The sequence below is a fragment of the Streptomyces cavernicola genome, assembly GCF_029968035.1.
Taxonomy (GTDB): domain Bacteria; phylum Actinomycetota; class Actinomycetes; order Streptomycetales; family Streptomycetaceae; genus Streptomyces; species Streptomyces cavernicola.
In genome coordinates, this window is the sequence record NZ_JASCIQ010000006.1 from 60,174 (window position 1) to 87,086 (window position 26,913).

Annotated in this window: 24 protein-coding genes and 1 pseudogene; 11 read left to right on the plus strand and 14 right to left on the minus strand. The window is 71.6% G+C overall.

Annotation, left to right across the window (positions count from 1 at the left end; all coding sequences use genetic code 11):
- Positions 1-337 precede the first annotated feature (337 nt).
- A pseudogene (locus QIS96_RS07580) lies at positions 338-2,199 on the minus strand (serine hydrolase).
- A 176-nt stretch (positions 2,200-2,375) separates the two neighbouring features.
- Here QIS96_RS07580 and QIS96_RS07585 point away from each other — a divergent pair.
- The 3 genes from QIS96_RS07585 to QIS96_RS07595 all read left to right on the plus strand — a co-directional run bounded on the left by QIS96_RS07585 (position 2,376) and on the right by QIS96_RS07595 (position 6,436).
- Positions 2,376-3,491, plus strand: coding sequence for an NAD(P)H-dependent flavin oxidoreductase (locus QIS96_RS07585; protein ID WP_282541636.1), 1,116 nt, complete (start codon positions 2,376-2,378; stop codon positions 3,489-3,491).
- A gap of 159 nt (positions 3,492-3,650) precedes the next feature.
- Complete coding sequence (locus QIS96_RS07590; RefSeq protein WP_282541637.1) at positions 3,651-5,201, plus strand: acyl-CoA synthetase; 1,551 nt, start codon at positions 3,651-3,653, stop codon at positions 5,199-5,201.
- Positions 5,202-5,335: 134 nt separating this feature from the next.
- Positions 5,336-6,436, plus strand: a complete 1,101-nt coding sequence (locus QIS96_RS07595; RefSeq protein ID WP_282541638.1) for a calcium:proton antiporter — start codon at positions 5,336-5,338, stop codon at positions 6,434-6,436.
- Positions 6,437-6,563: 127 nt separating this feature from the next.
- Here the strand turns inward: QIS96_RS07595 and QIS96_RS37970 are convergent, their stop codons facing one another.
- Entirely contained in the window at positions 6,564-7,082 is a 519-nt protein-coding gene (locus tag QIS96_RS37970) for a cytochrome P450 (protein ID WP_456316820.1), read from the minus strand.
- 35 nt (positions 7,083-7,117) lie between these two features.
- On the minus strand, positions 7,118-7,630 hold the full coding sequence (locus tag QIS96_RS37975) for a hypothetical protein (RefSeq protein WP_456316821.1): 513 nt from the start codon (positions 7,628-7,630) through the stop codon (positions 7,118-7,120).
- A gap of 191 nt (positions 7,631-7,821) precedes the next feature.
- Between QIS96_RS37975 and QIS96_RS07605 the strand changes: the two genes are divergently transcribed.
- The gene (locus QIS96_RS07605) at positions 7,822-9,366 is read left to right on the plus strand and encodes an acyl-CoA synthetase (RefSeq protein ID WP_282541639.1); all 1,545 of its coding nucleotides are present in this window, start codon (positions 7,822-7,824) and stop codon (positions 9,364-9,366) included.
- 207 nt (positions 9,367-9,573) lie between these two features.
- Here the strand turns inward: QIS96_RS07605 and QIS96_RS07610 are convergent, their stop codons facing one another.
- From QIS96_RS07610 to QIS96_RS07635, 6 genes are all read right to left on the minus strand, one after another.
- Positions 9,574-10,095: a GNAT family N-acetyltransferase gene (locus QIS96_RS07610; protein ID WP_282541640.1), complete on the minus strand. Its 522-nt coding sequence runs from the start codon at positions 10,093-10,095 to the stop codon at positions 9,574-9,576.
- Between the two features lie 37 nt (positions 10,096-10,132).
- On the minus strand, positions 10,133-11,431 hold the full coding sequence (gene paaK, locus QIS96_RS07615) for a phenylacetate--CoA ligase PaaK (protein ID WP_282541641.1): 1,299 nt from the start codon (positions 11,429-11,431) through the stop codon (positions 10,133-10,135).
- 56 nt (positions 11,432-11,487) lie between these two features.
- Positions 11,488-12,330 (minus strand): polysaccharide deacetylase family protein, encoded by an 843-nt coding sequence (locus QIS96_RS07620; RefSeq protein WP_282541642.1) that lies wholly within the window; start codon positions 12,328-12,330, stop codon positions 11,488-11,490.
- A gap of 108 nt (positions 12,331-12,438) precedes the next feature.
- Positions 12,439-12,801 carry a hypothetical protein gene (locus QIS96_RS07625; RefSeq protein WP_282541643.1) on the minus strand — a complete coding sequence of 121 codons (363 nt, stop codon included), beginning with the start codon at positions 12,799-12,801 and terminating at the stop codon, positions 12,439-12,441.
- Positions 12,802-12,857: 56 nt separating this feature from the next.
- Entirely contained in the window at positions 12,858-13,289 is a 432-nt protein-coding gene (locus QIS96_RS07630) for a VOC family protein (protein WP_282541644.1), read from the minus strand.
- A 422-nt stretch (positions 13,290-13,711) separates the two neighbouring features.
- Positions 13,712-14,776 (minus strand): glycoside hydrolase family 5 protein, encoded by a 1,065-nt coding sequence (locus QIS96_RS07635; RefSeq protein ID WP_282541645.1) that lies wholly within the window; start codon positions 14,774-14,776, stop codon positions 13,712-13,714.
- Positions 14,777-15,016: 240 nt separating this feature from the next.
- On the opposite strand from QIS96_RS07635, the gene QIS96_RS07640 reads away from it, so the two are divergent.
- On the plus strand, positions 15,017-15,466 hold the full coding sequence (locus QIS96_RS07640; protein WP_282541819.1) for a hypothetical protein: 450 nt from the start codon (positions 15,017-15,019) through the stop codon (positions 15,464-15,466).
- A gap of 30 nt (positions 15,467-15,496) precedes the next feature.
- On the opposite strand, the gene QIS96_RS07645 is transcribed toward QIS96_RS07640, so the two are convergent.
- Positions 15,497-16,249 carry a VOC family protein gene (locus QIS96_RS07645; RefSeq protein ID WP_282541646.1) on the minus strand — a complete coding sequence of 251 codons (753 nt, stop codon included), beginning with the start codon at positions 16,247-16,249 and terminating at the stop codon, positions 15,497-15,499.
- A 73-nt stretch (positions 16,250-16,322) separates the two neighbouring features.
- Entirely contained in the window at positions 16,323-17,201 is an 879-nt protein-coding gene (locus QIS96_RS07650) for an NmrA family NAD(P)-binding protein (RefSeq protein ID WP_282541647.1), read from the minus strand.
- Between the two features lie 63 nt (positions 17,202-17,264).
- Here QIS96_RS07650 and QIS96_RS07655 point away from each other — a divergent pair, with 63 nt between their 5' ends.
- Positions 17,265-17,861, plus strand: a complete 597-nt coding sequence (locus tag QIS96_RS07655) for a TetR/AcrR family transcriptional regulator (protein ID WP_282541648.1) — start codon at positions 17,265-17,267, stop codon at positions 17,859-17,861.
- A 44-nt stretch (positions 17,862-17,905) separates the two neighbouring features.
- On the opposite strand, the gene QIS96_RS07660 is transcribed toward QIS96_RS07655, so the two are convergent.
- Positions 17,906-19,552, minus strand: a complete 1,647-nt coding sequence (locus tag QIS96_RS07660; RefSeq protein WP_282541649.1) for an acyl-CoA synthetase — start codon at positions 19,550-19,552, stop codon at positions 17,906-17,908.
- Between the two features lie 168 nt (positions 19,553-19,720).
- Between QIS96_RS07660 and QIS96_RS07665 the strand changes: the two genes are divergently transcribed.
- From QIS96_RS07665 to QIS96_RS07685, 5 genes are all read left to right on the plus strand, one after another.
- Positions 19,721-20,530, plus strand: coding sequence for a crotonase/enoyl-CoA hydratase family protein (locus QIS96_RS07665; protein WP_282541650.1), 810 nt, complete (start codon positions 19,721-19,723; stop codon positions 20,528-20,530).
- 21 nt (positions 20,531-20,551) lie between these two features.
- Entirely contained in the window at positions 20,552-21,505 is a 954-nt protein-coding gene (locus tag QIS96_RS07670) for a Zn-ribbon domain-containing OB-fold protein (RefSeq protein WP_282541651.1), read from the plus strand.
- Positions 21,506-22,573 carry a thiolase domain-containing protein gene (locus tag QIS96_RS07675; protein ID WP_282541652.1) on the plus strand — a complete coding sequence of 356 codons (1,068 nt, stop codon included), beginning with the start codon at positions 21,506-21,508 and terminating at the stop codon, positions 22,571-22,573.
- Positions 22,566-23,732 (plus strand): thiolase domain-containing protein, encoded by a 1,167-nt coding sequence (locus tag QIS96_RS07680; RefSeq protein ID WP_282541653.1) that lies wholly within the window; start codon positions 22,566-22,568, stop codon positions 23,730-23,732. The genes QIS96_RS07675 and QIS96_RS07680 overlap by 8 nt, the downstream gene beginning before the upstream one ends.
- Positions 23,733-23,870: 138 nt before the next feature.
- Complete coding sequence (locus QIS96_RS07685) at positions 23,871-24,113, plus strand: DUF397 domain-containing protein (protein ID WP_282541654.1); 243 nt, start codon at positions 23,871-23,873, stop codon at positions 24,111-24,113.
- A gap of 291 nt (positions 24,114-24,404) precedes the next feature.
- On the opposite strand, the gene QIS96_RS07690 is transcribed toward QIS96_RS07685, so the two are convergent.
- Both QIS96_RS07690 and QIS96_RS07695 read right to left on the minus strand, forming a co-directional pair.
- Complete coding sequence (locus tag QIS96_RS07690) at positions 24,405-25,400, minus strand: 2-hydroxyacid dehydrogenase (RefSeq protein WP_282541812.1); 996 nt, start codon at positions 25,398-25,400, stop codon at positions 24,405-24,407.
- Positions 25,401-25,444: 44 nt separating this feature from the next.
- Positions 25,445-26,614, minus strand: a complete 1,170-nt coding sequence (locus QIS96_RS07695; protein ID WP_282541655.1) for a lactate 2-monooxygenase — start codon at positions 26,612-26,614, stop codon at positions 25,445-25,447.
- Positions 26,615-26,913: the final 299 nt, after the last annotated feature.

Genomic DNA, 26,913 nt, shown 5'->3' on the forward strand with positions numbered 1-26,913 from the left:
CCCACGCGGCGGAGCCGCATATGTCACAGCCCCGCGCCCCTAAAAGATCAGCCCCTGCCGGGGCTGAATCTCGCCGCAGCTCGCAAAATCCAGCCCCTGAGGGATTTGAGGGGTGGGGGGGCAAATTCAGCCCCTCCGGCGTTTGAGGAGCGGGGGTTCCGGGGGCTGGCCCCCGAAATGGGGTCCGGGGCGGAGCCCCGTGGTGGGGTCCAGAGGCGGCAGCCCCGAAGCAGGTCCAGGGGCGGCAGCCCCGGGGCGCGGGGGTTCGGGGGCGGAGCCTCCGATGCCGACGGCAGTCTTTCGGGAAGGGGCGGGGTGGGGGAAGAGTCCCTTGGGGTCAGTTTGGGGACTGGGCCCAGCCCGCGGGCTTGAGCTCGCCCGCATCCCCCGGACGGGACTCGTCGAAGGCGACCCGTTCCCCGTCCTCCACGCGGAGCCCGTCCACGTACACCCCCCGCCCCACGTACAACTGGTCCGTGACGTAGCGCCATCGCAACCGCAGCATCCCGCCCGCGCCCGCGAGCTCCGCGGTGAGGTCGTGCCAGGTGCGGCCCGAGTAGCCGGAGACGGAACCGGACGTGTGGTGTTCGGGCGGCCGGCCGGTGCGTCGGGTCGTGAACGGGACCGGGCGCCAGCTCGTCCCGTCGTCGTCGGACGCCTCCAGGTGCAGCAGGTCCGAGCCGGGCTCGGTGTCCCACCACAGGGAGCAGCGCAGCAGGGCCCGGTCCGAGGTGAGCCTGAGGTCGGGCAGCGTGAGCGTGGCCGTGGTGGAGCCCGCCATCCCGGAGTACCAGGCGGCGCGGCCCCGCGCCGGGCGTACCGGAACGGCGCGGGCGAGCCGGTTCGCCGCCGCCACCCGGGGCGCGGACCCGGACCGCCAACTCCGCACCGGATGCACCGAGTTGCCGAGCAGCACGAGGAACGAGTCGGTCGTCGGGTCGAGGACCAGGCACGTGCCGGTGAACCCGGTGTGGCCCGCGGTGCGCGGCGTGGCCATCGCGCCCATGTACCAGTGCTGGTAGAGCTCGAAGCCGAGTCCGTGCTCGTCGCCGGGGAAGTCCGTGTTGAAGTCGGTGAACATCAGCTCCACCGACTCGGGCGCGAGGATCCGCGCCTCGCCGTACGAGCCGCCGTTGAGCAGCGTACGGCCGAGGACGGCGAGGTCCCACGCGCAGGAGAACACCCCCGCGTGCCCGGCGACCCCGCCGAGGCTGAACGCGTTCTCGTCGTGCACCTCGCCCCACACCAGGCCGCGTTCGAGCCCCGACCAGGGCAGCCGGGCGTCCTCGGTGGCGGCGATCCGCGGGCGCCAGGACGCGGGCGGGTTGTAGCGGGTGCGGCGCATCCCGAGCGGCCCGGTGATCTCGTCGCGGAGCAGCACGTCGAGCCGCCGTCCGGTGAGCTTCTCCAGGACCAGTTGGAGCGAGATGAGGTTGAGGTCCGAGTAGAGGTACTTGGTGCCGGGCGGTGCGGCCAACTCCTCGTCCCAGATCAGGCGGAGCTTTCCCTCGTACGTCGGCTCCTTGTAGAGCGGGATCCACGCCCTGAACCCCGAGGTGTGCGTGAGGAGTTGACGTACGGTCACGTCCTGTTTGCCGGCGGAGCCGAACTCGGGGAGGTGCTGGGCGACCCGGTCCTCCAGGCCGAGTGCGCCCCGTTCGATCTGCTGCACGGCCAGGATGGACGTGAACAGCTTGGAGACGGACGCCAGGTCGTACACGGTGTCGGCGGTCGCCGGGATCTGCTGCTCGGGAGGAACTCCACGCCGGTGTCGGTCTCGTCGTCGTACGCGGAGTAGCGCACCGCCATGCCGATCGGCTGGTGCAGAGCCACCGTGCCGCCGCGGCCTGCAAGCAGTACGGCGCCCGCGTACCAGGGATGCTTGGGGGAGGGGCCGAGGAACTTCTCGGCGTCGGCGACGAGTTGGCGCAGCTGGCCGGGGAGCAGCCCGGCGCGCTCCGCGGAGCCGTGGCGGAGCGTGGGGCGGTCCTCGGCGGCAGCGGACCCGGTGGCTCTGGTGACCGCGGTGCCCCCGGTGGCCGCGGCGGCCGGTCCTGCCGGGAAGGGGACGAGGGCGACGGCTCCGCCCAGAGCGAGCAACCCGGCGCCGAATCGCCGCCGAGAGAGTCCCCTGTCATCGGCTACTTCCGAACCGCTCACCCCGTCGGCTCTGTCGACCTCTGTACCGCCGCCGTCCATCTCCCGGCCCTCCCCGCGTGAAAGATTCTTTCGGCCACGTACTCGGCAGATGAAACTTTCTTGCCGCGCCTGGGCGGTGTCAACCCTGCGAGGCCAAGGCGCCTGCCCCGCAAAGAATCTGACACTGCATCAGAAAATCTCTTCCGTCGGCCGACGCGCTGCGGCATCCTGCGCGCATGCAGACGGAGCTGAGCAAGAAACTCGGAGTCGAGCACGCCATCTTCGGCTTCACGCCGTTCCCCGCCGTGGCCGCCGCCATCAGCAGGGCCGGTGGTTTCGGCGTGCTCGGAGCAGTCCGCTACACCGCCCCCGACGACCTCAAACGCGACCTCGACTGGGTGCACGAGCACACCGACGGCAAGCCCTACGGCCTGGACGTGGTGATGCCCGCCAAGAAGGTCGACGCCAAAGGGGATCAAACACTGACCGAGGCCGACGTCGAGGCGATGATCCCGGCCGAGCACCGGGAGTTCGTGCAGGCCACCCTCGCCAAGCACGGCGTCCCCGAACTCGCCGAGGGCGAGGCCTCCGGCTGGCGCATCACCGGCTGGATGGAACAGGTCGCCCGCAGCCAGCTCGACGTCGCCTTCGACTACCCGATCAAACTCCTCGCCAACGCCCTCGGCTCACCGCCCGCCGACGTCATCGAGCGCGCCCACGTCCATGACGTCCTCGTGGCCGCCCTCGCGGGCAGCGCCCGGCACGCCCGCAAGCACGCCGACGCGGGAATCGACATCGTCGTCGCGCAGGGCTACGAGGCGGGCGGCCACACCGGCGAGATCGCCTCCATGGTGCTCACGCCGGACGCCGTCGAAGCAGTCGCCCCGCTGCCCGTCCTCGCCGCGGGCGGCATCGGCAGCGGCGAACAGATCGCCGCCGCACTGGCGTTGGGCGCTCAGGGTGTGTGGACCGGCTCCATATGGCTCACCACCACAGAGGCCGAGCTGCACTCCCGCAAGCTCACCGAGAAACTCCTCGCCGCCACCTCGTCCGACACGGTCCGCTCCCGCGCCCTCACCGGCAAGCCCGCGCGCCAGCTCCGCACGGAGTGGACCGACGCGTGGGACGACCCGGCCGGTCCTGGCCCGTTGCCGATGCCCCTGCAGGGCCTGCTGGTCGCGGAGGCGGTGTCCCGAATCCAGAAGTACGAGGTGGAGGCGTTGTTGGGGACGCCCGTGGGGCAGATCGTGGGGCGGATGAACGCGGAGCGGAGCGTTCGGGTTGTCTTCGACGAGTTGACTCGGGGGTTCGAGCGGGCGATTGACCGTGTGAATCGGATTGCCGGCCGATGAGCGGCTGCCCCACGGGGTTTCGTCGCGGGGTGCGGGCCGGTGGGGGTTGCTCGCGCAGTTCCCCGCGCCCCTGAAGGCATGCGGCTGCGCCGCGCCTTCTCAGCCACGACGAGACCCGCACCCGGCCAGACACAGAACCCCGCAGAAGGGATGCCGCACATGCCCGACAACCCCAACGGCTTCTGGGCGCAGGCAACCGCCGACCCCGACCGCATCGTCCTGCACGCCCCCGACGGGGAAGCCTGGTCCGCCGCCCGCCTGCACGCCAAGGCCAACCAACTCGTGCACGCCCTCCGCGAGGCCGGCCTCGAAAAGGGCGACGCCTTCGCCGTGGTGCTCCCCAACGGAGTGGAGTTCTTCACCGCCTACCTCGCCGCCGCCCAGGCCGGCTTCTACCTCGTCCCGGTCAACCACCACCTCGTCGGCCCCGAGATCGCCTGGATCGTCTCCGACTCCGGCGCCAAGGTGCTCATCGCGCACGAGCGTTTCGCCGACGCCGCCCGCGCCGCCGCCGACGAGGCGCAGCTCCCGGACAGCCACCGGTACGCGGTCGGCGCGGTCGAAGGATTCCGCCCGTACGGCCAACTCCTCGACGGGCGGCCCGAGTCCGCGCCCGACGACCGGACCCTCGGCTGGGTCATGAACTACACCTCGGGCACCACGGGCCGGCCCCGGGGCATCCGACGGCCGCTGTCCGGGAAGCTCCCCGAGGAGTCGTACCTCGGCGGGTTCCTCGGCATCTTCGGCGTCAAGCCCTTCGACGGCAACGTCCACCTCGTCTGCTCGCCGCTCTACCACACGGCCGTACTGCAGTTCGCGGGCGCGTCCCTGCACATCGGGCACCCGCTCGTCCTGATGGACAAGTGGACGCCGGAGGAGATGCTGCGCCTCATCGACCGGCACGGCTGCACGCACACACATATGGTCCCCACACAGTTCCACCGCCTCCTCGCCCTGCCGCAGGAGACCAGGGACCGGTACGACGTGTCGTCGATGCGGCACGCCATCCACGGCGCCGCGCCCTGCCCCGACCATGTGAAGCGGGCCATGATCGAGTGGTGGGGGAACTGCGTCGAGGAGTACTACGCGGCCAGCGAGGGCGGCGGCGCGTTCGCCACGGCGGAGGACTGGCTGAAGAAGCCCGGGACCGTCGGCAAGGCCTGGCCGATCAGCGAGCTGGCGGTCTTCGACGACGACGGGAACCGGCTGCCGCCCGGTGAACTCGGCACCGTCTACATGAAGATGAGCACCGGCGGCTTCGCGTACCACAAGGACGAGGGCAAGACCCGGAAGAACCGTATCGGCGACTTCTTCACCGTGGGCGACCTCGGGGTGCTCGACGAGGACGGCTATCTCTTCCTGCGCGACCGCAAGATCGACATGATCATCTCCGGGGGCGTCAACATCTACCCCGCGGAGATCGAGTCGGTGCTCCTCGGACACCCCGCCGTCGCCGACGCCGCCGCGTTCGGCATCCCGCACGACGACTGGGGCGAGGAGGTCAAGGCCGTCGTCGAGGCCGCCGAGGGCCACACCGCGGGGGAGGCGCTCGCCGCCGACGTCCTCGCCCACTGCGAGCAGCGCCTCGCCGGGTACAAGCGGCCGAAGTCCGTGGACTTCATCGCCGCGATGCCCCGCGACCCCAACGGCAAGCTCTACAAGCGGCGGCTGCGCGAACCGTACTGGGAGGGCCGCGAGCGCGCACTCTGAGCAGCGGCCCCGCACCGGTCCCGTACGGCCCGGCACCCCCCGCACCGCACCGGCCTGCACGGCAGTCGCCACGAGCCCGGCGGGTCGGCGCAGTTCGGGCGGCGGAACCGACAGCCGCCTGAGAGCGTGTGCGCATGGCTTCCCAACCCGGCCCTCTCACCAAGGCGGGCACCGTCGTGGTGCCGCTGCTCGCCCTCGTCGTCCTGGGCCTGACCTGGGGGCGCGACCTGCCGGGGTGGCTGGTGGCGCTCGTCGCGGTCCTCCTCGCGGGCGCGGTGCTCTGCGCCGTGCACCACGCGGAGGTGGTCGCGCACAAGGTCGGCGAACCCTTCGGCTCCCTGGTGCTCGCCGTCGCGGTGACCGTCATCGAGGTGGCCCTGATCGTCACGCTGATGGCCGACGGCGGGGACAAGAGTGCCTCGCTCGCCCGGGACACCGTGTTCGCGGCCGTGATGATCACCTGCAACGGCATCGTCGGTCTCGCCCTGCTCGTCGGCGCGTGGCGCGGCGGCGTCGCGCCCTTCAGCACCGAGGGCACCGTCGCCGCCGTCGCCACCGTGGCGACGCTCGCCACGCTCAGCCTGGTCCTGCCGACGTTCACCACCAGCAAGCCGGGGCCGGAGTTCACCGGCGCCCAACTCGCCTTCGCCGCAGTGGTCTCGCTCGCCGTGTACGGGCTCTTCGTAGCCATGCAGACCGTCCGGCACCGCGAGTTCTTCCTGCCCGTCACCCGCGACGGCGAGGTCCTCGACGAGGACGACCACGCCCACCCGCCGAGCACCAGGGAGACCTTCCTCAGCCTCGGGCTGCTGCTCGTCGCCCTCGTCGCGGTGGTCGGCGACACCAAGACCATCTCGCCGGTCATCGAGGACGGAGTCGCGGCGGCGGGCCTGCCGCAGGCGTTCGTCGGCGTCGTCATCGCCCTGATGGTGCTGCTCCCCGAGACCCTCGCCGCGTACCACTCCGCCCGCCGCGACCGCACCCAGATCAGCCTCAACCTCGCGCACGGCTCCGCGATCGCGAGCATCGGCCTCACCATTCCCGCCATCGCCGTCGCCTCCATCTGGATGGACGGACGGCTGCTGCTCGGCCTGGGCGCCACCCACATGGTGATGCTCGCCCTGACCGTGGTGGTCAGCGTCCTCACGGTGATCACGGGCCGGGCGACGCTCCTCCAGGGCGGCCTGCACCTGACGCTGTTCGCGTCGTTCGTGTTCCTGGCGATCAGCCCGTGAGGGTGTGGCCCCGGCGGACAGTTCCTGAGGGCGCGGCCCCGGCGGCCAGTTCCTCACCGTGACGGCGGTCGTGCTCCCTCCTCTTCGCGTACGTGTCTTCGCGTACGCGCGTACGTACGCGCCCCGTTCAGTTCTCGTCCCAGGTGACCGGCAGGGCCCGTACGCCGTAGATGTTGTTCTGCTCGCGCAGCGGCACCTCGGACGGGTCGACGGCGAGCCGCAGCGTGGGGAAGCGCCGCAGCAGGGCGGGCAGGGCGATCCGCATCTCCACCCGGGCCAGTTGCTGCCCGAGGCACTGGTGGGCGCCGTGTCCGAACGCCACATGTCCGACGGCCCGGCGGCGCAGGTCGAGCCGGTCGGGCTCGGGGAACCTCGCCGGGTCGCGGTTGGCGGCCTGGAAGGAGAGCGTGACCGTGTCGCCCGCCCGGATCAGCTGCCCCTCCACCTCGACGTCCTCCAGGGCGGTGCGCACGGCGGGGTCGGCGACCGTGAGGTAGCGGAGCAGCTCCTCCACGGCCTGGTCCGCGAGCTCGGGTTCGGCGCGCAGGGCGGAGAGCTGGTCGAGGTTGCGCAGGAGCGCGAACGTGCCGAGGGCGATCATGTTGGCGGTGGTGTCGAGCCCCGCGGCGAGCAACAGGCCGCCCACGCCTGCCAGTTCGTCGTCGCTGAGGTCGGTCTCCGTCAGGTCGCTGAGCAGGTCGTCGGTCGGCTCGGCCCGTTCGGCGGCGACGAGCTCCTTGACGTACGACTCGATCGCGCCGTGGGCCGCACCCTTGTCCTCGGTGCTCGCCCGCTGGTCGAAGAGGGTCGTAGCAGGCGGCGGTAGCGGGTGTGGTCAGGGGCGTCCATGCCGGTGAAGTCGCCGGGGGCGGCGGGCGGGATCTCGACGCCCTCCAAGCCCGGCATCGGCACGTGCAGCAGCTCGTACCGGGCGCTGAACCGGGGGTCGGCCATGATCGCGCGGACCGCTCCGTGGCCGGTCGCGAGCCAGCCGCGGTGCCCGTCCGGATACCGCATCCGGCGCAGCGGCAACTCCTCGCGCAGGGCGGAGAGTTCGGCCGGCGGGTCGAAGGGGCAGCCGGTGTGGCGGGCCGTGGGGAACGCGGTCACTTCGGCGGGGGCGGATGCGGGGGTGGACTCGGGTGCCGCGTCTGCATGAGTCGCGGACTCGTGCGTCGCGGACTCGTGCGTCATGGAGGTCCTCCGTACGACGGGACGGTGGGCCGGCCGATCAGTCGGCCACCGGTGACGCCATAGTGGCACACTGATGGCGTCACAAGTGAGGGGGTTGGCGCATCAGTGGTGCCAGGGGGATCGCGGTGGCGGCTCGCGCGGTGCGCGCCGATGTCTTGACCGCCCGCCGTGCCGAGGCCGAGGATCACGCCATGACGGAGGATCAGGCCAAGACGGACGTACGAGGCGATGGCGCTGCGCAGGGCGGCGGCGCGCGCGGCAACACGGTCGACGGGATGCTCCGCCGCAGCGCCCGCCGCACCCCCGACCGGACGGCGCTGAGCTACGCCGACCGCGCCTGGACCTACGCCGAACTCGACGACACGGTCTCCCGGGCCGCCCGAGTGCTGCTCGACCAGGGCCTGCGCCCCGGCGACCGGGTCGGCGCGTACGGGCACAACTCCGACGCGTACCTCATCGGCTTCCTCGGCTGCGCGCGGGCCGGCCTCGTGCACGTGCCGGTCAACCACAACCTCACCGGCGGCGACCTCGCGTACATCGTCCGCCAGTCCGGCAGCGCGCTCGTCCTCGCCGACCCCGACCTGATGGGTCAACTCCCGGACGGTGTACGGACATTGGCGCTGCGCGACGCCGAGGGCGCGCTGTTGTCGCTGCTGCCCGCGGCCCCGCCGTACGACGGTCCGCAGCCGGACGCCGAGGACCTGGTGCAGCTCCTCTACACCTCCGGCACGACGGCCGACCCCAAGGGCGCGATGATGACGCACCGCGCCCTCGTGCACGAGTACGTCTCCGCGATCCACAGCCTCGACCTGAGCGAGGCCGACCGGCCCGTGCACTCCCTTCCCCTCTACCACTCGGCGCAGATGCACGTGTTCCTGCTGCCGTATCTCGCGGTCGGCGCGGAGAACACGATCATCGACGCCCCGCAGCCGCAGCAGATCTTCGACCTGGTCGAAGCGGGCCGCGCGGACAGCCTGTTCGCCCCGCCCACGGTGTGGATCGCGCTCTCCAACCACCCCGAGTTCGCCGACCGCGACCTGGGCGCGCTCCGCAAGGCGTACTACGGGGCGTCGATCATGCCCGTACCGGTGCTTGAACGGCTGCGCGGGCGGCTGCCGGGGCTCGCGTTCTACAACTGCTTCGGGCAGAGCGAGATCGGCCCGCTCGCCACGGTCCTCGGGCCCGACGAGCACGAGGGCCGGATGGACTCCTGCGGGCGGCCCGTCCTCTTCGTCGAGGCACGGGTCGTGGACGAGGCGGGCAAGCCGGTGCCGGACGGCACGGCCGGTGAAGTGGTGTACCGCTCACCGCAGTTGTGCGAGGGCTACTGGGACAAGCCCGAGGAGACGGCCGAGGCGTTCCGCGACGGCTGGTTCCACTCCGGCGACCTGGCGGTGCGGGACGAGGAGGGCTTCTTCACGGTCGTGGACCGGGTCAAGGACGTCATCAACTCGGGCGGAGTCCTCGTCGCCTCACGCCAGGTCGAGGACGCGCTCTACACGCACCCGCAGGTCGCCGAGGTCGCGGTGGTGGGGCTGCCGCACGAGCGGTGGATCGAGGCGGTCACGGCGGTGGTGGTGCGGCGCGGGGAGGTCGACGAGTCCGAACTCGTCGCTCACGCGCAGGAGTCGCTTGCCGCGTTCAAGGCGCCGAAGCGGGTGGTGTTCGTGGAGGAGCTGCCTCGAAACGCGAGCGGCAAGATTCTGAAGCGGGAGCTGCGAGACCGGTTGTCGTGAGTTTTGGATCCCCTCCCCGCCCCTTCCCGAAAGACTGCCGTCGGCACGGGGGCCAGCCCCCGGACCCCCGCTCCTCAAACGCCGGAGGGGCTGGTTTTAAGGGGCGCGGGGAACTGCGCGACCAGCCACGACGGCGCAGCAGTCGAAACGCAGCGCCGCAAGCTTTCGGGAAGGGGTGGGGAGGGGATCAAAAAAGGTGTTGGGCGTTCACATGGGGAAGGAGCGCAGGCGGAGCTTCCCGCCCGGCCACGGGGCGTCCTCGTGGAGCGGCGCCCACATCGTGCGCAGCGGCATCACCACCACGCCCGCGTGCTGCTGGACCAGGACTTCCTCGTCGAGCAGACGCCACCCGAGCCGCCCGTAGAGCGAAACCAGCGGCGGCCGGCAGAACAGCAGTGCGTGCCGTGGACCCATGGAACGCGCGTGGTCGAGCGCCGCCGCGAGGACCTGCCGGGCCAGACCCCGCCCCCGTACGTCCGGGGCGACCGCCACCCCGCCCACGCCGACCAGCTCCGTGTCGACGTCGCCGACCGTCACGGGCAGCCGCAGCAGACCGGCGTGCGCCACCAGGCTGCCGTCGAGCCTGATCCCGAAGTGGACCTCCTTGGGCAGCCACGCCAGACCGGTGTGCGCGACGCCGAACGGGTCGTCGCCGTCGCCGAGGATCTCGACCTGCTCGGCGCGTGAGTACGAGGGCAGCTGAACTGCCTGCAAAGGCGGGGTAGTCATGACCTCATGGTCGCGTAGTGGTCGTGTACGGATGCACCTACCTCGGCCGTTCGTCGACGATTCTGCGCAGCTTCCCCACCGACCGCTCCAGCGTCTCCGGGTCCACGATCTGCACGCCGACCGTGACGCCCACCCCGTCCTTGACCGCCGCCGCGATCGCGCGCGCCGCTTCCGCCCGCTGCTCGGGGCTCGCCTCCGCGCGGGCCTCGGCGCGGACCGTCAGGGCGTCGAGCCGGCCCTCGCGGGTCAGACGGAGCTGGAAGTGCGGGGCCACACCGGGGGTGCGCAGGACGATCTCCTCGATCTGCGTGGGGAAGAGGTTCACGCCGCGCAGGATCACCATGTCGTCGCTGCGGCCCGTGATCTTCTCCATCCGCCGGAAGGACGGGCGTGCCGTGCCCGGCAGGAGACGGGTCAAGTCCCTGGTCCGGTACCGGATCACGGGCATCGCCTCCTTGCTGAGCGAGGTGAAGACCAGCTCGCCCTGCTCGCCCTCGGGCAGCACGTCGCCGGTCAGCGGATCGACGACCTCGGGGTAGAAGTGGTCCTCCCAGAGGTGCAGCCCGTCCTTGGTCTCCACGCACTCCTGCGCCACGCCGGGGCCCATGACCTCCGACAGGCCGTAGATGTCCACCGCGTCGAGCGCGAACCGCTCCTCGATCTCCCGGCGCATCTGCTCGGTCCACGGCTCCGCGCCGAAGATCCCCACCTGGAGGGAGGTGGAGCGCGGGTCGACGCCCTGGCGCTCGAACTCGTCGAGCAGCGTCAGCATGTACGAGGGCGTCACCATGATCACCTCGGGGTGGAAGTCCTGGATGAGCTGGACCTGCCGGGCCGTCATGCCGCCGGACGCGGGCACGACCGTGCAGCCGAGCCGTTCCGCGCCGTAGTGCGCGCCGAGCCCGCCGGTGAACAAGCCGTATCCGTACGCCACATGGACGATGTGGCCCGGTCTGCCGCCCGCCGCGCGGATCGAGCGGGCCATGGTGTCCGCCCACACATCGAGGTCGTGTTCTGTGTAGCCGACGACCGTGGGCCGGCCAGTCGTACCGCTGGAGGCATGGATGCGGCGCACATGGGTGCGGTCCACAGCGAACATGCCGAAGGGGTAGTTGTCCCGCAGGTCGGCCTTGGTGGTGAACGGGAAGCGGGCCAGGTCGTCGAGCGCGCGGCAGTCCTCGGGGCGCAGGCCCGCCGCGTCGAAGGCGGCACGGTAGAACGGGACGTTCTCGTACGCGTGCCGCAGGGTGGCGCGCAGCCGCTCCAGCTGCAGGGCGCGCAGCCCGTCCAGGTCGAGCCGTTCCGCCGGGTCGAGTTCCGGTTCCGATGCCGTCATCGCGTGTCTCCGTCCCGAGGGGGTGCACGGTCGTCCCACCATCGTGCGTCAAGAGTTCACACGTAGTCCTCGATGCGCGCCACCGCGTACCCCTGCTCGGTGATCGTGCGCAGCAGCTCCAGCGTGAGGTCGGTGAGCGTTCGGCCGCCGAGGCGCTCGGGCGGGAAGAAGTGGAAGAGGACGATCTCGCCGGGGCGGAGCCGGTCGGCGCCGTTGTCGTACCGCAAACCGTCGGGCTGCATGTTGACGCCCCACAGCAGGGACGCCCGCAGCCCGCAGTCGGCCACGGCGCGGAGCGTGGTGCGGTCGTAGTGGCCGCGCGGCGGGCGGAACAGGGTGGGCGTCCGCCCGAACTCCCGCTTCAGGCGGGCCTGTTGACCGCAGATCTCGGCACGCTGGCGGGCGTACGGGAGTCCGGTCAGGCTCGGGTGGGTGAGCGTGTGGTTCTGTACGCGGTTGCCGCCGTGCCGCAGCCGGTCGAAGTAGCCGTAGTCGTCGCCGGCCATGGAGTCGGTGAGGAACATGCTGAACGGCACCCGGAGTTGCCGCATCAGCCGCGCGAACCGAGGGTCTTTCGCGATGCCGTCGTCGATGGTGAGGAACACGACCCGGTCGCGGGTCGGCACCCGGTCGAGCACCGGCGCGGACCGGCCGGCGGCGGGGAGCACGGGCTTCTCACGCGGGGGCGGCGGGGGCGAGAGGAGGCGGGGGAGCGCGGGGCGGGTCGGGCTGTGCGTGGGTGTGGGCGTGTGCGCGGGGTGGTTCTGCTCGGGCGTGACCGGGGCCCGGCCTCCGCCCGTACAGCTGCCCGCAAGCACCGCCGCGGCGGCGAGCACCGCGAGCAGCCCCCGCCGCACGGACGCGCCTGCGCGCCGCTGTTGCCCCGCTCTCGTCCCCATTCCGTACGCTCCCTCTCTCCGCGTACGGACCCTGCCACCGTCCGCGCCGGCACGGGGTGAGCGGGAGGTGAACTTAAGGTGGCAGGAAGGGAGTTGCGGCTTTGCGGCTCAGCCGGAGAACGCGAGGGTCACGACGGAGAGCACGAGGACGGAGACGGGGGCGCAGAAGCAGTAGACGATGCGGCGGTCCCCGCTCTGCGGCTTGAAAGCCAGCGCCCAGGCCGTGGCGAGCAGGCAGAGGGGCACGAGCAGGCCGAACTGGAAGAGCCCGATGAGGACGGAGGCGGACGCGCCCCCGTGGTCCTCGGCGGCGGAGGCCCCGAGGACCACGATCAGATGCGCGAAGAACGCCATCGCCACCGTGACGACCGTGGAGACCAGCGGGCCCGCCAACGAGAGCGCGGTGCGGGCGCCCGACCGGGCGGGGGCGGCATTGGCAGAGGCAGAGGTTGTGGCCTGGGGGTTGCTCATGCCCCTACCCAACCCCCTTGCGGCGCCGGGCACATGAGTCGTCGTACTCAGAAAACTCACTCGGGTCGGACAGCGTGCCGGCCGCTGCCCCAGTTCCTGGTGGAGAGCACGAGCAGATAACCGTCCGGGTCCCGCAGCGTCACACCCCACTCGTCCCAGTACGGGTTGTGGGCGGGAACCCGCCGGCCGCCGTGCCGTTCGATGCGCTCGACAAGGTCGGCGGGGACCGGCCCGTCCAGGTAGACGACCAGGAGGTCCTCCGGGGTCGGGCGGGGTTCCACGGGGGCGGCGGGGTCGTGGACGAGCTCCAGGTGCCATGCGGCGCCGGGCCAGCCGACCATCAGGAGCGAGTGGCGGCCGGGTGTGCCGTCCGCCGGGTGCCGGTACTGGACGTCGAGCCCGAGACCCGACACCCAGAACCGTTCCACCGCCCCCAGGTCGCGGGACGGTCGGGCGATGCGGAGGTGAGCCGAGGCGTCGGCCGGCATGGGTCTCCCTGATGGTCCTGTGGCCACCGCCCACCGGCAGCCGACGACCGGACCCTAGCGAGCGCTCCTGCTGGGCCGCATCGGGCGTCGGACCTAGGCCCTGTCGTTTGGATCTTGCCGGGGTCGCGGGGCGTGGCACGCACATCTGCGGCGTTGTCGTCGGTTGCCATGGCTCCGCCATGTCGCCCTCCTCCGCCTTGCAGCTGCACGCTCCCCCAAGCTCTCGGCTCCGCTCGAGCAGGGAGGTACCCCCATCACCCCGCTCGACTCGACCGACCCGCACCGTCGACCAGATCCGGCCTGATCCAAACGACAGGCCCTAGACCCATCGGACCTGGACTCGACGGACGTGGACCCGCGGCCCGGGGTGCGCCCCCACAAAGCGCGTCCTCGGGCCGCGGTAGCTGTGCGCGGGCCGGGTCTCAGCCCTTGACGCGCTCCCGGATCCAGACGCCCGCCTCCTTGAGGACGTCCGTACCCGTCCACTGGTCGCCGGAGCAGGTGCCGGGCTTGAAGACCGCGCCGGAGCGGTCGTCGTCGGAGTAGTTCCAGTTGGTCCAGGAGATGCCCTTCTCGGCCATGAGGTCGAGGTACTTCTGGGCCATGCCGAAGTCGTTGGCGCCCTCGCCCGCCGAGTTCTGCGTGCCGAACTCCGTGACGAACATGGGGAGTTCGTCGGCGGCGCGGGAGAGCGTCCGCAGGTAGTCGTCGCCGTGCGAGGCCGCGTAGAAGTGGAAGGTGTACATGATGTTCTCGGCGTCGACCGGGTTGTCGATCACCTCCCGCTCGTCGCCGTCCTCGGAGACGCCGAGCGAGGACCAGGCGCGGGTGCCGACGAGGGCCACGCCGTCCGGGTCGTGCTGCCGGATCACCGGGATGACCTCCTCGGCGTACGACTTGATCTGCGACCAGGAGACCCCGCTGGGCTCGTTGGCGATCTCGTAGAAGACGTTCGGCTGGTCCTTGTACTTCGTGGCCATGTCCGTGAAGAACTTCTTCGCCGACTCCGTGTTGGCGTTGGGGTCGCCGGGGTCGAGCTGGTGCCAGTCGACGACCGCGTACATGCCGCGCTCGATCGCCTGGTCCACGACCCGCTGGGCGAGCTTCGTGAACTTCTCCGGGTCGGTCTCGTACCCGCCCTCCTGGACGTACGTCGAGACGCGCAGGACGTCGGCGCCCCAGTCCTTCGCGAGTGCGTCGAGGGAGCCGTCGGTGAGGCACTGTTCGTACCACTGGGTGCCGTGCGAGCTCATGCCCCTGAGCTGGACCGCCTTGCCCTGCGCATTGCACAACTTCTTTCCGCAGACGGCGAGTTGGCCGTTGCGGGCGACGGCGGAACCGGCCGGTGCGACCGCCTCCGAGTTCGCCGGTACGGCTCCGGCGTCGGCGCCGAACTGGGACGTGAGGGTGAAGAGCAGCGCGCCCGAGAGCGCGAGGCCGAGGGCCGCCTTGGCCGGGCGGCCGCGGGTGGGGGAGTGCTTGGCCATGGAGGTGCGCCTCCTGAGGAAAGTCCGTCCGGGTGGGGGGTGTTCGAGGCACGGCGGCACGGTGGGGGAGTGACGGGTGTGGTGCGCCGAGCCGTGTGGTGGGGGTGGGGCCGCGCTGTTCCGTGAGGTGGGGGTGGCGGGAAAGTTAGGGTTCTTTCCAGTTGGCGTCAAGAGGTTAGGAAGGTTTCCTTACGGTTAGCTGAGGGGTCGATTGCGCGCAAGCGGGCTTAGCCTCGCCGCATGAACCGCACCGCGAATGTCCTCACCTGCGCCGTCTGGGGTGCGCTGCCGGCGGCCGCGCTGTGGTGGGCGGTCGTCGCGCTCGGCACGGACGGGTACGACGGCGAACTCTGCGGCGAGACCGGTCCGTTGGCCGACTCGTGTCTCAATGCCCTGGACGCCGGCAGGGCATGGGCCCCGGGCTTCCTGCTGCTCGCGCTGCTCCTGGGGCTGGTGCTGCTCGCGCTGCGCCGTACGACCCTCCGCGGTTCTGCCCGCGTCGTCCTCGCCCTTGCGGCGCTGCTGAGTCTCGTCGCCGGCGCCACCGCGCTGACCTGGGCCTGGCAGGCCCACGCGGGCGCGGCGGCGGCACGTGGCGCGGCCCCGCCGGGCCCGGCCGTGCCCGCCCTGGCGAAGTCCCCGTCGGACCCCAACGCGGACGTACGGACCTCTGCGGGGCCGGCGGGCTGATCAGGGCGTGTGGAGTGCCCTCAAGTACCGCTAGCGAGACGCCTGGACGGTGAATTCGTTGCCGTCGGGGTCGACCAGCCGGACCGGGGCGTCGGCGGCCTCGGCCTCCGTGGTGCGGGTCGCGCCGAGGGCGATCAGGCGGTCGGTCTCGGCCTCCCGGTCGGCGGCCGTGGCGTCGGCGGGGAGGGCCAGCTCGAACTGCAGCCGGTTCGTGCCCTTCTTCGGCGCGACCGGAGGACCGCCCCAGGTGATCTTCGTGCCGCCGTCCGGCGACTGGATCGCGGTCTCCTCGTCCTGGTCCCAGACCAGCGGCCAGCCGAGCGCCCGGCTCCAGAAGTAGCCGACCGCCTGCGTGCCGTCGCAGGCGAGCGCGCCGATGAACCCGGTGTCGGCGAGGAACTCGTTGCCCGCCGCGATCACACAGAACTCGTTGCCCTCCGGATCGGCGAGCACCACATGCCCCTCTTCGGGCCGTTGCCCCACATCGATATGGCGCCCGCCGAGCTCCAGGGCCCTGGCGACGGTCTGCCGCTGCTCCTCGGGGGAGGCGCTCGTCAGGTCGAAGTGGGCCTGGTTCTGGCCGAGTTTCGTACGCGTGGCCGGGTCCTGGCTCGACAGGAACCGGATGCGGAACCCCCGCTGTCCGGCGGCGTCAGGGGGCAGCAGCGCGAGGTCGCCCTCCGGCTCTTCCGCCAACTCCCGGCCCAGGACCCCGGACCAGAACCGCGCGAGGCTTGCGGGCCGGGTGGCATTGAAGGAGATCGCGAACAGTCGACTGGTCATGGCCCCGCACCCTAGGGCGGCCGTACGGACCACGCACCCGAATTACCGCTGTGGCGCCCGCACTTGGGCGAGGTCAGGGGCTCTCCGTGAACGCGTCCGCGTGGTCGGCGGCCCACTGGCGGAACGTGCGCGGCGGTGTCCCGAGGATGTCGGCGACCGCAGTGGTGACGTACGCGGGCTGTCCGACCGCCGCGCTCCAGGCGGCGAGCAGCATGTCGACGACCGCACCGGGCGCCGTACCCGCCGACAGGCTGCGGAACGCGTCCGGCGTCATCTCCTCGAAGGCGATCCGCCGCCCCAGGGCGTCGCCGACGGCGGCCACCTGCTGGGCCTGGGTCAGCGATTCGGGGCCGGTGAGGACGTAGTCGCCTCCCGTGTGTTCGTCGCTGTGGAGGGTCCGTGCGGCGACGGCTGCGATGTCGCGGTCGTCGACCGGGGCCGCCTCGGCGGCGCCGTACGGCCACCGGACGACCTCGCCCGCGCGGATCGCCGGAGCCCACCAGGTCAGGGCGTTCGACGCGAACATCCCCGGCCGGAGGACCGTCGACTCGATCCCGGCGGCCGCGATGAACCGCTCGATGTCGGCGTGCAGCGCCGCCATGGGATTGGGCTGCTGGAAGAAGGGGTGCGGCGTCCGGTGCGGGGACGAGAGGAGGACGACCTTCCGCGCGTGGGCCGCGAGGCGTTCGACGACCGCCTCGGCGGTCTGCGGAGGCGCCGTCCAGACGAGGAAGACCGAGTCGGCGCCCCGCAGTGCCGGGTCGAGCGATGCGGGCGCGGTGAGGTCGCCGGTGAAGACCTCGACCTCCGCGGGCAACGTGGCCGCCGCCTCGGGGCGACGGATGAGGGCGCGGACCGGCACCCCGGCGTCGAGGAGCCGGTCGACGACGAGGCGGCCGCCCCGGCCCGTCGCCCCGGTGACGAGCACGGGAGGAATGTCTGTCTGATGCATGCCGACGATGAAAACGTTACCGAGTTAAAAAAGCAACCCGGTAACGAATGTTACGCTGGTCCGATGAACGAGCCGACGGGACTGCGGGCCCGCAAGAAGGCGCGGACGCGCGACGCCATCGCCGACGCGGCCGTCTCGCTGTTCCTGGAGCACGGCTTCGACCGTGTCTCCGTCAACGACGTCGCGGCGGCGGCCGAGACCTCCAAGCCGACGCTCTTCCGGTACTTCCCCACCAAGGAAGACCTGGTGCTGCACAGGTTCGCGGACCACCAGGGCGAGGCGGCGCGCGTCGTGCGCGAGCGCAGGTCCGGCACCAAGCCGATGACGGCGCTGCGCCGGCACTTCCGGGGCGGCCTCGACCGGTACGACCCGGTGACCGGCCTCAATGACCATCCCGAGGTGGTCGCGTTCCACCGCCTCGTGTTCACCACGCCGAGCCTGGCGGGACGGCTCACGCGCTACCAGCTGGAGGACGAGGAGGTCCTGGCGGAGGCCCTCGGCGAAGGCGTCCGGGGGCGGGTGCGAGCGGCCCAGGTGCTCGCGGTCCAGCGGGTGCTCGCCCGGGTCAACTGGCAGAAGATCGCCGACGGCCGTACGGCGCGCGACGTCCACCCCGAGGCCGTGGCCGACGCCGACGAGGCCTTCGGCCTGCTGCGGTGACGGGCCGTGGCCCCAGCTGAAGGTTCCGGCCGGGCGGCTTTCGCTCAGCCCGCCGCGTCCGCCTCCGCCCCAACTGCATCCGCCTCCACCGCGACCGCCTTCGCCCAGCGGTAGTCCGCCTTGCCGCTGGGCGAGCGCTGGATGCGGTCCGTGACGACCAGCTGGCGCGGGATCTTGTAGCCGGCGACGTGCGTACGGCAGTGGCTCTGGACGGCGTCCAGGGTCAACTCATCGGCCCCGTCCCGGAGTTGGACCACGGCCGCGACATGATTGCCCCACTTCGGGTCCGGCACGCCCGCCACCAGGGCGTCGTACACGTCCGGGTGCGACTTGAGGGCCTGCTCGACCTCTTCCGGATACACCTTCTCGCCCCCGGAGTTGATGCACTGCGAGCCGCGGCCGAGGACGGTCACGATGCCCTGCTCGTCCACGGTCGCCATGTCGCCGAGCAGCACCCAGCGCTCGCCGTCCTTCTGGAAGAACGTCTCGGCGGTCTTCCTCTCGTCGTTGTAGTAGCCGAGCGGCACATGGCCGCGCTGCGCCAGGCGGCCCGGCTCGCCCACGGCCACCGGCTCGTACGTCGCCGGATCGACCACCCGCGTACGCTCGTTGACCTCCAGGCGGAAGCCCTTCTCGGGCCCGGAGTCGTCGGTGGCCTTGCCGTTGGAGCCGGACTCGGACGACCCGAAGTTGTTCAGGAGCAGCACGTTCGGCACCAGGGCCTGGAACTCGGCGCGCACCGTCTCCGACATGATCGCCCCGGACGAGGAGACGCTGAACAGCGACGACATGTCGGTGCCCTTGCAGGGGCCGTTGAGGGCGTCGATGAGCGGCCGCAGCATCGCGTCGCCGACGAGGGAGACGCTCGACACCTTCTCCTTCTCGATCGTACGGAGCACCTCTTCCGGCACGTACTTGCGGTGGATCGCCACGCGCTGGCCGTAGTTGAACGCGACGAACGAGGTCAGCGTGGACGTGCCGTGCATCAGCGGGGGAGTGGGGAAGAACGTGAGGCCGCCGCCGCCCGCGGCGACCTTCTCGGCGAGCTCCTCGGGGCGCGTGACCGGGTCGCCTGCCGGGTCGCCGCCGAACAGGCCCGCGAAGAACAGGTCCTCCTGGCGCCACATCACGCCCTTCGGCATGCCCGTGGTGCCGCCGGTGTAGATGATGAACAGGTCGTCGGCGGAGCGCTCCCCGAAGCCCCGCTCGGGCGAGCCGTCCGCCTCGGCCTGCGTGAACTCCACCGCGTCCAGCGCGGGCGCACCGGCCGGGGGAGTGCCCACCCGGACCAGGTGGCGCAGCTTCTCGGTACGGGGCAGCGCGGCCGCCACCCGCTCGGTGAACTCGGCGTCGAAGACCAGCGCGGCGAGGTCGGCGTCGCGGTAGAGGTACACCAACTCCTCTTCCACGTAACGGTAGTTGACGTTCACCGGCACGAGCCGCGCCTTGAGGCAGGCGAGCCCCGTCTGCAGGTACTCCACCCCGTTGTAGAGGTGAAGCCCGAGGTGCTCGCCCGGACGCAGTCCGCTGTCGATCAGATGGTGGGCGAGGCGGTTGGCAGCCGCGTCGAGTGCGGCGTACGTGAGGCGGCGCTCCGTGCCGGTGCCCGGGTGGTCGACGTACACGAGCGCCTCGCGGTCGGGCACCACGTCGACGACGGACTCGAACAGGTCGGCAAGGTTGTACTCCACCGCTCCTCCTGACCCCGGAAGGTTTGTTGGCTCGGCCGTCATTAGAGCGTCGCCCGGCACAACTGTGAAGGGGCGCGACAAGAAATCTGACTGGCTGTCAGAAAGCTATTGAACTGGAACCCCGGCTCCTGCAACCTGTTCCAGGTCTGAGACGGGAGGACCTCAACCATGGGGCGAACTGGTGGGACGGAACACCTGACCGTGCAGCGTGAGGGCGCCACTCTGGTGCTCACACTGAACCGGCCCGAGGCCAAGAACGCGCTCTCGTTGCCGCTGCTCGTCGGGCTCTACGACGGCTGGCTGGAGGCCGACGAGGACGACACGATCCGCTCCGTCGTCCTCACCGGCGCGGGCGGCGACTTCTGCGCCGGAATGGACCTCAAGGCCCTCGCCGGCAAGGGCATGGAGGGCGAGCAGTACCGGGACCGGATGAAGGCCGACCCCGATCTGCACTGGAAGGCGATGCTGCGCCACCACCGCCCGCGCAAACCCGTCATTGCCGCCGTCGAGGGCCACTGCGTCGCCGGCGGCACGGAAATCCTTCAGGGCACCGACATCCGCGTCGCCGGCGAGTCCGCCACCTTCGGCCTGTACGAGGTGAAGCGCGGCCTGTTCCCCATCGGCGGCTCGACCGTACGGTTGCCGCGGCAGATCCCCCGTACGCACGCGCTCGAAATGCTGCTCACCGGACGGCCGTACAGCGCCGCCGAGGCCGCCTCGATCGGGCTCGTCGGGCAGGTCGTGCCCGACGGCACCGCACTCGACAAGGCCCTCGCCATCGCCGAGCAGATCAACGCCTGTGGGCCACTCGCCGTGGAGGCGGTCAAGGCGTCCGTGTACGAGACGGCCGAGATGACCGAGACGGACGGGCTGAAGGCCGAACTGGAGCGGGGGTGGCCGATCTTCGCCACGGACGACGCGAAGGAGGGAGCGAAGGCGTTCGCGGAGAAGCGAGCCCCTGTCTACCGGCGAGCCTGACGACCAAGGAGTCCACGTCCTATGCCTGAAGTACTGAAAGCCCCCCTCATCGTCGAGTTCCCCTTCACCCGGTCCCTCGGGCCCGTCCAGAGCGCCTTCCTCACGGGGCTGCGCGAGCGGACCGTGCTCGGGGTGAAGACCGGTGACGGCAAGGTCCTCGTCCCGCCCGTCGAGTACGACCCGGTGACCGCCGAGGAGATACGCGACCTCGTCGAGGTCGGCGCCACCGGCACCGTCACCACCTGGGCCTGGAACCACGAACCGCGCCCCGGACAGCCCCTCGACACCCCCTTCGCCTGGGTGCTCGTCACCCTCGACGGCGCCGACACCGCCCTCCTGCACGCCCTCGACGTCGACGGGCCCGAGGCCGTGCACACCGGCATGCGTGTGCGGATCCGCTGGGCCGCCGAACGCGTCGGCGCCATCACGGACATCGCCTGCTTCGAACCGCACGAAAGCGCGGAGGAGGCCCAACTCAAGCCGTACGACGGGGAGTTCGAGGACGCCGTCACCGGCATCGTCGCCCCCGCCCGGCTCGACTACACGTACGCGCCCGGCCGTGCGCAGACCGGGTACATCAACGCGCTCGCCGAGCAGCGGGCCGTCGGCGAGCGCTGCCCGTCCTGCCGCAAGGTGTACGTGCCGCCGCGCGGCGCCTGCCCCACCTGCGGCGTCGCCACCGACGAACAGGTCGAGGTCGGCCCTGCGGGCACCGTCACCACGTACTGCATCGTCAACATCAAGGCAAAGAACACCGAGAACGCAGCCATCGAAGTGCCGTACGTCTACGCCCACATCGCGCTCGACGGCGCCGACCTCGCCCTGCACGGGCGCATCGCGGGCATCCCGTACGACCAGGTGCGGATGGGGCTCAGGGTCGAACCGGTGTGGCGCGAGGGCGGGCGCTACCCCGACCACTACCGGCCCACGGGCGAACCCGACGCCGACTACGAGACGTACAAGGAGATGGTCTAGATGGCCGCCGCCGGACCCCTGCGGGACGTCGCGATCGTCGCCTTCGGGCAGAGCGACCACGTCCGCACCAGCGACGAGCACTCCGAGGTGGAGATGCTCATGCCCGTCCTGCACCAGGTCCTGAAACAGACCGGCCTGAAGACCAGCGACATCGGGTTCACCTGCTCCGGCTCCTCCGACTACCTCGCGGGCCGCGCCTTCTCCTTCACCATGGCCCTCGACGGCGTCGGCGCCTGGCCGCCGATCTCCGAGTCCCATGTGGAGATGGACGGCGCCTGGGCGCTCTACGAGGCCTGGGTGAAGATCCTCACCGGCGAGGTCGACACCGCCCTCGTCTACGCGTACGGCAAATCCTCGCCCGGCTCCGTACGCGACGTCCTCACCCGCCAGTTGGACCCGTACTACGTCGCCCCGCTGTGGCCCGACTCCGTCGCCCTCGCCGCGCTGCAGGCACAGGCCCTGATCGACGCGGGGGAGACGGACGAGGCCGCGCTGGCCGGAGTCGCCGCCCGCAGCCGCGAGTCGGCCCTCGCCAACGCCCGTGCCCAGGTGCGGGGTTCGCGTGCCCAGGGCGACTATCTCGTACGGCCGCTGCGCACCGGGGACGCGCCGCCCGTGTCCGACGGCGCGGCAGCCGTGATCCTCGCCGCCGGGGACCGGGCGCGTGAGCTGTGCGAGCGGCCCGCCTGGATCCGGGGCATGGACCACCGCATCGAGGCGCACTCGCTCGGCGTGCGCGACCTCACCGACTCGCCGTCGACCCGGCTCGCCGCCGAGAAGGCCGGAGCGTTCCAACGGCCCGTCGACACCGCCGAGTTGCACGCACCGTTCACCTCGCAGGAGGTCGTCCTGCGCAAGGCGCTGGGGTTGGGGGACGAGGTGGCGGTGAACCCCTCGGGTGGTGCCCTCGCCGCCAACCCCGTGATGGCCGCCGGGCTCGTCCGGCTCGGCGAGGCCGCCGCCCGCATCCACCGCGGCGACTCCGACCGCGCCCTCGCCCACGCCACGTCCGGGCCGTGCCTGCAACAGAACCTGGTCGCCGTACTCGAAGGGGAAGCCCGTGGCTAAAGAACCCGTGGCCGTCGTCGGCGTCGGCCAGACCAAGCACGTCGCGTCCCGCAAGGACGTCTCCATCGCCGGACTCGTCCGCGAGGCCGCCCAACGGGCCCTGGGCGACGCCGAGTTGACGTGGGCCGACATCGACGCCGTCGTCATCGGCAAGGCGCCCGACTTCTTCGAGGGCGTCATGATGCCGGAGCTGTACCTTGCCGACGCGCTCGGCGCCGTGGGCAAACCCATGCTCCGGGTGCACACCGCGGGCTCCGTCGGCGGCTCCACCGCCCTGGTCGCCGCCAACCTCGTCGCCGCGCGTGTGCACGGCACCGTCCTCACCCTGGCCTTCGAGAAGCAGTCCGAGTCCAACGCCATGTGGGGCCTCTCGCTGCCCGTGCCGTTCCAGCAGCCGCTGCTCGCCGGTGCGGGCGGCTTCTTCGCCCCGCACGTGCGCGCGTACATGCGACGCACCGGAGCCCCCGACACGGTCGGCTCCGTCGTCGCGTACAAGGACCGCCGCAACGCACTGAAGAACCCGTACGCGCACCTCCACGAGCAGGACATCACCCTGGAGAAGGTGCAGGCGTCCCCGATGCTGTGGGACCCGATCCGGTACTCGGAGACCTGCCCGTCGTCGGACGGGGCGTGCGCGATGATCCTCACCGACCGTGCGGGCGCGGCCCGTTCACCCCGGCCGCCCGCCTGGATGCACGGCGGCGCGATGCGCAGCGAACCCACCATGTTCGCCGGCAAGGACTTCGTCTCCCCTCAGGCGGGCAAGGACTGCGCCGCCGACGTCTACCGCCAGGCCGGCATCACCGACCCGCGCCGCGAGATCGACGCCGTCGAGATGTACGTGCCGTTCTCCTGGTACGAGCCGATGTGGCTGGAGAACCTCGGCTTCGCCGCCGAGGGCGAGGGCTGGAAGCTCACCGAGTCCGGAGTCACGGAACTCGACGGCGACCTCCCGGTCAACATGTCCGGCGGCGTCCTCTCCACCAACCCCATCGGCGCGTCCGGCATGATCCGCTTCGCCGAGGCGGCGTTGCAGGTACGCGGCCAGGCCGGCGAGCACCAGGTCGACGGGGCCCGCAAGGCGCTCGGGCACGCGTACGGGGGCGGGGCGCAGTTCTTCGCCATGTGGCTGGTGGGGGCGGAGCCGCCGAGCAGTTGAGCGGGCTGCTCGGCGCGGGGCGGCTCAGGGGCCCCTTCCATGTCCTCCTCTGTCCTCCTTCCGTGGCCTGTGCGGCGACCGTGCCGCTCGCTAGGCTGGCCCGCAGACCGAACGGGCAGTACCGGGAGGAGTACGGACGTGGCCGAGAGCACCACCGCCGAGGAGACCTTTGCGGGTTGGCAGAAGCCCGAACTCGATCTGAGCGATGCCGCGTGGCAGTCCAGCAGTCGGGGGCGTGGGGATGTGCAGATCGCGTTCGTGGAGGGGTTCATCGCGATGCGCAACGCTGGCAGTCCGGACAGCCCGTCCCTGATCTTCTCCCCGGCGGAGTGGCGGGCGTTCGTGCTGGGGGCGCGGGCGGGGGAGTTCGACCTGACGTAGCGCTCGGGGCTGCGCCCCGGGCCCCGGTTGTCGTTTGGCTGCCGCGTCGTCGTGGCTGGTCGCGCCCCGCGGCGGAGCCGCTGATGTCACAGCCCCGCGCCCCTGAAAAACCAGCCCCTCCGGCGTTTGAGGAGCGGGGGTTCCGGGGGCTGGCCCCCGAAATGGGGTCCGGGGCGGAGCCCCGTGGTGGGGTCCGGGGCGGCAGCCCCGGGGAGCGGGGGTCTGGGGGCGCAGCCCCCGGAGCCGTCCGCCAGGACTTTCGGGAAGGGGCGGGGTGAGGGAAGAATCCGCCTAGTTGACGACGTCCTGCGGGGGCTCGCCCGCCAAGAACCCCGCCACGTTCCGCGCCGCCGCGAGGGAGATGCGGACGACCGTCTCCCGCGTCACACCCCCGACATGCGGGGACAGCACGACATTCGGCGCGCGCAGCAGCCGTAGCGAGGCCGGCGGGGGCTCAGGGTCGAAGACGTCGAGGCCCGCCCCCGCCACCGCCCCCGACTCCAACGCGTCCGCCAACGCCGCCTGGTCGATCAGGGCGCCCCGCGCCGTGTTCACCACGAACGCCGTCCGCTTGAGCAGGGCGAGGCGCTCGCGGGACAGCAAGTGACGGGTCGCCTCGGTGAGCGGCGCGTGCAGGCTCACGTAGTCCGACGTGCGCAGCAGCTCGTCCAGCGGCACCCGGCGCGCGCCAAGGCGCTGCTCGACCTCCGGCGCGGCGCGGCGGCGGCCCGCGTACACCACGTCCATCGCGAACGCCCGCCCCCTGAACGCCACTTCCTGCCCGATCTGCCCGAGCCCGACGATGCCGAGGGTCTTCCCGGACAGCTCGGTGAGCGACGGCTTGAGGCGGGGCAGCGCCCAGTCGGCCTCCACCAGGGCGGTGTGCGCGGGCACCAACTGCTTCGCGAGGGCCAGCATCAGGGCGAAGGTCTGCTCGGCGACGTTCTGCTGCTCCGCGCCGCTCGAACCGATCGTGCACACCGGTACGCCACGGCTGCGCGCCGCGTCGACGTCCACGTAGTCGAAGCCGTGGCTCGCGCACTGCACCAGCCTCAACTCCGGTGCGGAGGCGAGGTGTTCGGCCGTCACAGGGGAGAGCGCCGTGATCACCGCTCGGGCCGTGCGCAGCGCCTGAAGGTCCTCGTCGACGGACTCCACGACCGTGACCCGCGCCGGGGCGGGCAGCAGCTTCGCGAACCCGGCCCCGGCCGCGCGCCCGCCGACGTGCGGCGGGACGACGGCCAGGACGTGCCGCTCGTCGCGGGCTTCCGTGGCGGCATCGGCCATGCCGTCCCTCATGCCGTCCTTCATGCCGTCCCTCATGCGGTCCCTCATGCCGTCCCCGTCTCCAGGTCGTCCCCGCTCACGGTGCCCGGCGCGGCGTGCCCGGTCAGGGCGAGGGTCAGGTCGAACTCCGCGAGCAGGCACCGGATCACGTGCTCCACGCCCGCCTGACCGTCGAGGCCAAGCCCGTACGCGTACGGCCGGCCCACGAGCACCGACCGCGCGCCGAGGGCGAGGGCCTTGAACACGTCGTCGCCGGTGCGCACCCCGCTGTCGAACAGGACGGTCAGCCGGTCGCCGACCGCCTCCGCGACGCGCGGCAGGGCGTCGGCCGCGGCGATCGAGCCCGCCACCTGGCGGCCGCCGTGGTTGGAGACCACCACGCCGTCCATGCCCGCGTCCGCCGCGAGCCGCGCGTCGTCCGGGTGCAGGATGCCCTTCAGGACGATCGGGCCGTCCCAGTTCTCCCGCAGGAACGCCAGGTCGGGCCAGGTCTTCGCCGGGTCCGCGAACATGCCGACGAAGTGCATGACCGCCGCGTTCGGGTCCTCGTGCACGGGCTTGGCGAGGCCCGCCCGGAACGCTGGGTCGGTGAAGTAGTTCGCGGTGCCCACACCATGCAGGAACGGCAGGTACGCCTGGTCGAGGTCGCGCGGCCGCCAGGCGAGCAGCGGGGTGTCGAGGGTGACGAGCAGGGCCGTGAACCCGGAGGCCTTCGCCCGGTCCAGGAAGCTCTTCGTCACCTCCCGGTCCTTCGCCCAGTACAGCTGGAACCACCGCTCGCCGTCGCCCATCGCCTCCGCGACCTGCTCCATCGGCGTGCTCGACGCGGAGGAGAGCACGAACGGCACGCCCTGCGCGGCCGCCGCGCGCGCCGCCGCCGACTCCGCGTCCGGGTGCATGATCGAGAGCACGCCGACGGGCGCGAGCGCGAGCGGCGCGGGCAGCGTGCGCCCCAACACCTCGACGGACAGGTCCCGTTGGTGCACGTCCCGCAGCATCCGCGGCACGATCCGGCGCCGGTCGAGCGCAGCCCGGTTCGCCGCGGCGGTGCTGCCGCTGCCCGCGCTGCCCGCCACGTAGCCGACCGGGCCCGGCCCGAGCCGCCGCTCGACCAGCTCCTCCAGACGCGTCAGATCGGTGGGCAGCCGCGGCACCGCGCCCGTCATGCCGTTCAGATAGATCTCGTACTGAAAGTCCGCCCGGTGACCAGCCACTATGTCGATTCCTCCGCACTAGAGGGCACATCCGAACCAGAGGAGCACGTTCGGTCACCCTCACACCTGCGCCGTGCGGTGATCAAGAGCGGGGCGGGACTTTGCGCGGAACAGGACTTTGTACGGAACAGGACTTTGTACGGAACAGGCGGCCGCCCACCCGGGCGTACCGTGGAGACAGGGCCGGGCGGGGCCCGTCTGTGCGTACGTCGATGCTCCGAGCCGCCGCAGGCGTCCCCGCGCCGGCTGCCGAAGGAGACAGCGCCTCCAGCGTTTGAGATGGGGGTCCCCCCTGCTCT